The 5,190-nt window shown below is 75.3% G+C and carries 6 protein-coding genes and 1 pseudogene; 4 read left to right on the top strand and 3 right to left on the bottom strand.

Translation table 11 applies throughout. The features are described 5' to 3' along the window. Both IDM29_RS14700 and IDM29_RS14695 read left to right on the top strand, forming a co-directional pair. Nucleotides 1-608: pseudogene (locus IDM29_RS14700) on the top strand (oxidoreductase); the annotation flags it as partial. A 13-nt stretch (nt 609-621) separates the two neighbouring features. Continuing rightward, nucleotides 622-1,803: a GDSL-type esterase/lipase family protein gene (locus tag IDM29_RS14695; RefSeq protein WP_182112214.1), complete on the top strand. Its 1,182-nt coding sequence runs from the start codon at nt 622-624 to the stop codon at nt 1,801-1,803. A 118-nt stretch (nt 1,804-1,921) separates the two neighbouring features. Here IDM29_RS14695 and IDM29_RS14690 read toward each other — a convergent pair whose 3' ends face one another. Together IDM29_RS14690 and IDM29_RS14685 are read right to left on the bottom strand one after the other, a co-directional pair. Further along, nucleotides 1,922-2,410 carry a nitroreductase/quinone reductase family protein gene (locus tag IDM29_RS14690; protein ID WP_255491909.1) on the bottom strand — a complete coding sequence of 163 codons (489 nt, stop codon included), beginning with the start codon at nt 2,408-2,410 and terminating at the stop codon, nt 1,922-1,924. Next, nucleotides 2,410-2,868 (bottom strand): hypothetical protein, encoded by a 459-nt coding sequence (locus IDM29_RS14685; protein ID WP_182112213.1) that lies wholly within the window; start codon nt 2,866-2,868, stop codon nt 2,410-2,412. The genes IDM29_RS14690 and IDM29_RS14685 overlap by 1 nt, the downstream gene beginning before the upstream one ends. 100 nt (nt 2,869-2,968) lie before the next feature. Here IDM29_RS14685 and IDM29_RS14680 point away from each other — a divergent pair, with 100 nt between their 5' ends. Together IDM29_RS14680 and IDM29_RS14675 are read left to right on the top strand one after the other, a co-directional pair. Next, on the top strand, nt 2,969-3,793 hold the full coding sequence (locus tag IDM29_RS14680) for a TetR/AcrR family transcriptional regulator (RefSeq protein WP_182112212.1): 825 nt from the start codon (nt 2,969-2,971) through the stop codon (nt 3,791-3,793). Between the two features lie 92 nt (nt 3,794-3,885). Continuing rightward, nucleotides 3,886-4,647: a deoxyribonuclease IV gene (locus tag IDM29_RS14675; RefSeq protein WP_182112211.1), complete on the top strand. Its 762-nt coding sequence runs from the start codon at nt 3,886-3,888 to the stop codon at nt 4,645-4,647. A 93-nt stretch (nt 4,648-4,740) separates the two neighbouring features. Here IDM29_RS14675 and IDM29_RS14670 read toward each other — a convergent pair. Then, nucleotides 4,741-5,190: sugar phosphate isomerase/epimerase (locus IDM29_RS14670; protein WP_188037703.1), on the bottom strand; the 450-nt coding region annotated here is incomplete at its 5' end.

Genomic DNA, 5,190 nt, shown 5'->3' with positions numbered 1-5,190 from the left:
CCGCGGCCGCCGTCGCGGGCGCGCACGACCTGGTCGCGCGGGCCACGGCGCGGGCGGCGTCGGGCGCGCCGGACAACACGGGTGACCTGCTGCGCGACGTCGGCGTGCTCATGAGCGCGAAGGCCGGGCCGGTGCGCTCGCCGGACTCGGTCCGCGAGGCGCTCGCGCAGGTCACGGCGTGGCTCGCGGCGTACTCCGACGTCGTCGTCGCGGACGGCGGCTCGCGCCGCGCGGTCAACCGCACCTTCCTGGTCCGCGACATCCTCACGACGGCCTACGTCTACCTGCACGCGATGGTCGACTACGTCGAGCACGGCGGGCGCTCGCGCGGGTCGGTCCTCTACACCGACCCCGAGGGGTCCCTGCCGCGGCGCGGCCACGGGCCCGACGCCGACGCCGAGCTCGACCTGCCGGAGATCTTCCGGTTCCGGCTCGACGGCGGTGTGCTCGACGGCGAGGTGCAGGAGGCGGCGTGGTCGCCCGACGGCGGCGCGGGCGAGGAGGGCACGACGACGCTGCGGTGGCGCCCGCGCCGGCCCGTGCCCGAGGACGACGACTTCTTCGAGAACGTCTGGCGCGAGTTCCGCGAGCACGGCAACGTCCACTGATCTACTCCTGACCATGGGACTGCGCGACGTGCCGCTCGTCGGCGGACCGGTCGAGATCCGGGGCGTCGCGGAGGTGGAGCCGACGGCCGAGGGGCTGCGGCTGCACCGCCTGCCCGCCGCCGCGCGGGCCCAGCTCCCGGACGACTTCCTGCGCATGACCCAGGAGCAGCCGTCGGGCGCGCGCCTGGCGCTGCGCACCACGGCGCGACGGCTCGAGCTCGACGTCCGGCTGCGGCGCACGCTCTCGGTCAACCGCCCGTCCGGCGAGCCCGGCGTGGTCCCGCCGGCGCAGCCGTGGGAGGCCGTGGCCGACGGCGACGTCGTCGCCACGGTGGTGCCGGGCGGGGGCCACGGGCTGGTCGAGATGGACTACGCCACGCGCCGGGCGACGTGGACCCCGGCGCCCGTCGTGACGCTCGCGTTCGAGCTCCCGCCCGGCGCCTCGGAGGTCGAGGTGTGGCCCGCGTTCGGGGAGGTGGTGACGCTCGTCGCGCTCCGGGCCGACGGCGACGTCGCGCCGCCCCGCCCGGCGCCCGGTCCCCGCTGGGTCCACCACGGCAGCTCGATCAGCCACGGCGCGTCGGCGGACCGCCCGACGGGCACCTGGGTCGCCGTCGCCGCACGCGCGCTCGGCCTGGACCTGGTCAACCTCGGGTTCTCCGGCAACGCGGTGCTCGACCCGTTCGTCGCGCGTGCGATCCGGGACCAGCCCGCCGACCTGATCACGCTCAAGCTGGGCATCAACGTGGTCAACCACGACGTGATGCGCCGCCGCGCCTTCGTCCCGGCCGTCGAGGGGTTCCTGGACACGATCCGCGAGGGGCACCCGACGACGCCGGTGGTCGTCATCTCGCCGATCCTGTGCCCGATCGTCGAGGACCGCCCGGGCCCGACGTCGATCGACCCGGCCTCGCCCGCGAGCGCGCCGGTGTTCCGCACGACGGGCCGGCCCGAGGAGCTCACCGAGGGCAAGCTGAGCCTGCGCGTGATCCGTGAGGTGCTCGCGGCGGTGGTGCGGCGGCGCGCCGCCGAGGACCCGAACCTGACGTATCTCGACGGGCGTGAGCTGTTCGGCCCGGCCGAGAGCGACGCGATGCCGCTGCCGGACCGCCTGCACCCCGACGCCGCAGGCCAGCGCCACATCGGCGAGCGCTTCGCCGGCCTCCTCCCCACCCTGGCGCCCGGCCTCCTCTGACCCGACCGCCCCACGAGCACCACGCTCCGCGCATTGCGAGGCGCAGCGGCGACGGGTCACGGCCGCTCGGGTGCTGCGGGCACCCCGAGCGGCCACCTCGCGCCGGATGTCGGCAAGGTCAGGGTGCCTGTCGGCGGTCGACGCGCAGGACGGGGTGGCGCTCGGCGACGGCGGCGAAGTGCTCGACCGGGGCGCCCACCGGCACGGGGATGTGCGGGCGGCCGCCGGGAGCCAGCTCGACGTAGCGACGCAGGATCGGGGCACGGTCCTCGGCCGGGACCTCGGTGAGCAGCACGGGCTCGGGACGCGGCGCGTGCAGGACGGCCCGGCCGCCGTCGGCGCGCACGTTGCGCAGCCACTGGACGTCGGGTCCGAGCATCGAGACGAGGTACCGCTCGCCCTCGTGCCGGACGAGCACCAGCGGCAGCGACACGACGCGTCCCGACGTGCGCCCGCGGACGTCGAGGGTGACGCCGCGGCCGCCGAACGTGAGGACGCCGTGCCGGTACTGCCACGCGGCCAGCGTGTTCATGGGCCGCGCGAGCCAGTTCGGCCGCCCGCTCCGGTACATCCACCGGGTCACGTCCCCCGGCAGGATGCCGCGCATCACTGCCACCCGGGCTGCGTCGCCCACACCGCGGCCATCGCGGCGACGAGCACCGTGACGGTGGTCAGGAGGACTGCCGCGGCGCTCAGGACGAGAAGCACCCGCGCGACGCGCGCCGACCGGGCGCCGGGTCGCCCGGGGCGGAGCGGTCGCCACACGCTCCAGGCAGCGACGGTCAGCATGAGGAACGCCGAGACCGTCAGGGCGTCCGAGCCCTTGGCGTGCTCCTGGACCTCGGCCGGCAGCGGCTGCGGCGCGGTCGCCGTGAGCCGGTCCAGCAGGTCGCCGCCCGCGTCGCCGGCCCACGCGCACAGGGCGAGCGCCACGGCCGCGACGACGACGAGCGCGATGCGGGTGCGGTGACGGGCGGCCGGGACCAGCGCGTAGACGAGCGCCAGCAGCGCGGCGAGAGGTGCGACGATGGCGGCCGCATGACCGATGACGACGTGGGCGGGCATCACGATCGCCCGCGTTGCGTTGACACTTGGTATCCCATGTCCCAAAGGTAGAACCGTGGCTGCACCGCGTCAACGTCCCACCCGAGCTCGGCGACCCCGCATGAGCGACGCCGAGACCGAGCAGCGCGTGCTCGCCGCCGCACTCGACGTGCTCGCCGACCAGGGCATCACCGTCGGCCTCGACGGGCTGCGCTTCGAGGAGGTCATCCGCGCGGCGGACGTCTCGCGCACGTCGGCCTACCGGCGCTGGCCGAGCCGTGAGGCGTTCCTCGACGACGTCCTGCTCCAGCTCGCACGCGGGAGCGAGCTGCCCCACATCGGCGAACAGGTGCAGGCCGAGGCGGCGCCGCTCCTGAGCCCGGGGTGGTCCGACCTGACGACGGCGGCCGGCCGGCACGACCTCTTCGTCGAGCTGCTGCGCCTGGCCTTCGCCGCCGACGTCGGCGCGACCTTCGCGTCCCCGCAGTTCCAGACGTACCTCGCGCTGCGGGCGGCCTTCCTCGGGGTGCCCTCGGAGGAGCTGCGGACGGCGCTTGCGGAGGCGCTCGTGCGCAGCGAGCGCCGCGCCGTGGCACGGGGCCGGGCCATCATCGCGGGGGCCGCGCACCTGTTCGCCCGTCGCCTGGTGCCGCCGCTCGCGGGTGACGAGGGGTACGACGTCGTCGCGCGCACCATCAGTGCGGCGACCAACGGGTTCGTCGTCGCAGGGCTGGCCGACCCGGCGCTCATCCACGACACCCGGGCGCTGGCTCCCTACGGCTCGACGCGCACGGCCGACTGGTCGGTCCCCGTGCTCGCGCTGGCCGGCATCGTGCTGGGCCACCTCGAGGACGACCCGGACGCGCCGGTGCCGACTCCGGAGTCGCTGGTCGCGGCCCTGCCGGACCTCGTCCGCGCCGGCGCCGCGGCGGCCGCCGCCGTCTGACCTCCCGTCCGACCTGCCGTCCGGCCGGTCGTCCCCGAGGCCTCGACCACCCGGGGGTGGGGGCGGCGGGTGGGCTCGTCTAGCCTGGCGGCATGGCACTGATCGGAGCGCACGTGCGGGACGGGGACCCGGTCGCGGCCGCGGCCGAGGTGGGCGCGGAGGCGGTCCAGTTCTTCCTCGCGGACCCGCAGGGGTGGAAGAAGCCCGTCCCGCGCGAGGACGCGGCCGACGTCGTCGGGTCCGGCCTGGGCGTCTACGCGCACGCGCCGTACCTGGTCAACGTCGCGTCGACGAACAACAAGATCCGGATCCCGAGCCGCAAGATGATCGCCGAGCACGCCGCGGCGGCGGCCGCGCTCGGGGGCAAGGGCCTGATCGTCCACGGCGGTCACGTGGGCGACGGCGACGACATCGCCGTCGGCGTCGACAACTGGCGCAAGACCTTCGAGCGGGCGACCTTCCCGGTGCTCGTCCTGGTGGAGAACACCGCCGGCGGCGAGAACGCGTGCGCGCGCACGCTCGACCGCATCGCCATGTTGTGGGACGCGATCGGCGGGTACGACGTCGGCTTCTGCCTCGACACCTGCCACGCGTGGGCGGCCGGGGAAGACCTCGAGACCATCGTCGACCGGGTCAAGGCCATCACCGGGCGCATCGACCTCGTGCACGCCAACAGCTCGCGCGACGAGTTCGGCTCCAGCCGCGACCGCCACGCCAACTTCGCGACGGGGACCATCCCCGCCGAGCTCATCGCGCACGTCGTGCGGGAGGCCGGCTGCGACGCCGTCGTCGAGACGCCGGCGGAGCGTCAGGCCGAGGACATCGCCTTCCTGCGCGCGGCGCTCGCGGGCTGAGCGACGCCGGTCGGCCGCACGGCCGAGGTCTGCGGCTCGACGTACACACGGGTGCCCTCGGCATGCGGCGTGACGCCGCAGGTCAGCGCGCTGTCAGAGGAACGGCAGGACGTGGCGCCGGTACCGCTCGGCGACCGTCGCGACGACGTCGTCCCCGGGCTGGTCCCAGATCGCCTGGTTGAAGATCTCGACCTCGACGTCGCCGGTGTACCCGGCCTGCCCGACCCAGCGCGTGATCGTGGCGAAGTCGACGAAGCCGTCGCCCATGTACCCGCGCGAGAGCAGGGCGTCGTCGGCGAGGGGGAGCAGGAAGTCGCACACCTGGTAGCCGGCGATGCGGCCCTCCGCGCCGGCGCGGGCGATCTGGCGCTCGAGGTCCGGGTCCCACCACACGTGGTAGGTGTCCACGACGACGCCGACCGTCTCGGCGGGGAAGGGCTCCGCCAGGTCGAGCGCCTGGCCGAGGGTCGAGATCACCGCGCGGTCCGCGGCGAACATCGGGTGCAGCGCCTCGAGCACGAGGCGCACGCCGTGCTCCTGGGC

The sequence above is a fragment of the Actinotalea sp. JY-7885 genome (genome assembly GCF_014525465.1).
Classification (GTDB): Bacteria; Actinomycetota; Actinomycetes; order Actinomycetales; family Cellulomonadaceae; genus Actinotalea.
Note: the sequence above shows the minus strand (reverse complement) of the source record. Positions and strands in the feature narration are given on the sequence as shown.

Excerpts from the sequence above, each read along its gene's own strand:
- IDM29_RS14690 (WP_255491909.1), bottom strand. The coding sequence starts at position 2,410 with ATGCGCGGCATCCTGCCGGGGGACGTGACCCGGTGGATGTACCGGAGC.
- IDM29_RS14680 (WP_182112212.1), top strand. The coding sequence starts at position 2,969 with ATGAGCGACGCCGAGACCGAGCAGCGCGTGCTCGCCGCCGCACTCGAC.
- IDM29_RS14675 (WP_182112211.1), top strand. The coding sequence starts at position 3,886 with ATGGCACTGATCGGAGCGCACGTGCGGGACGGGGACCCGGTCGCGGCC.
- IDM29_RS14695 (WP_182112214.1), top strand. The coding sequence starts at position 622 with ATGGGACTGCGCGACGTGCCGCTCGTCGGCGGACCGGTCGAGATCCGG.
- IDM29_RS14685 (WP_182112213.1), bottom strand. The coding sequence starts at position 2,868 with ATGCCCGCCCACGTCGTCATCGGTCATGCGGCCGCCATCGTCGCACCT.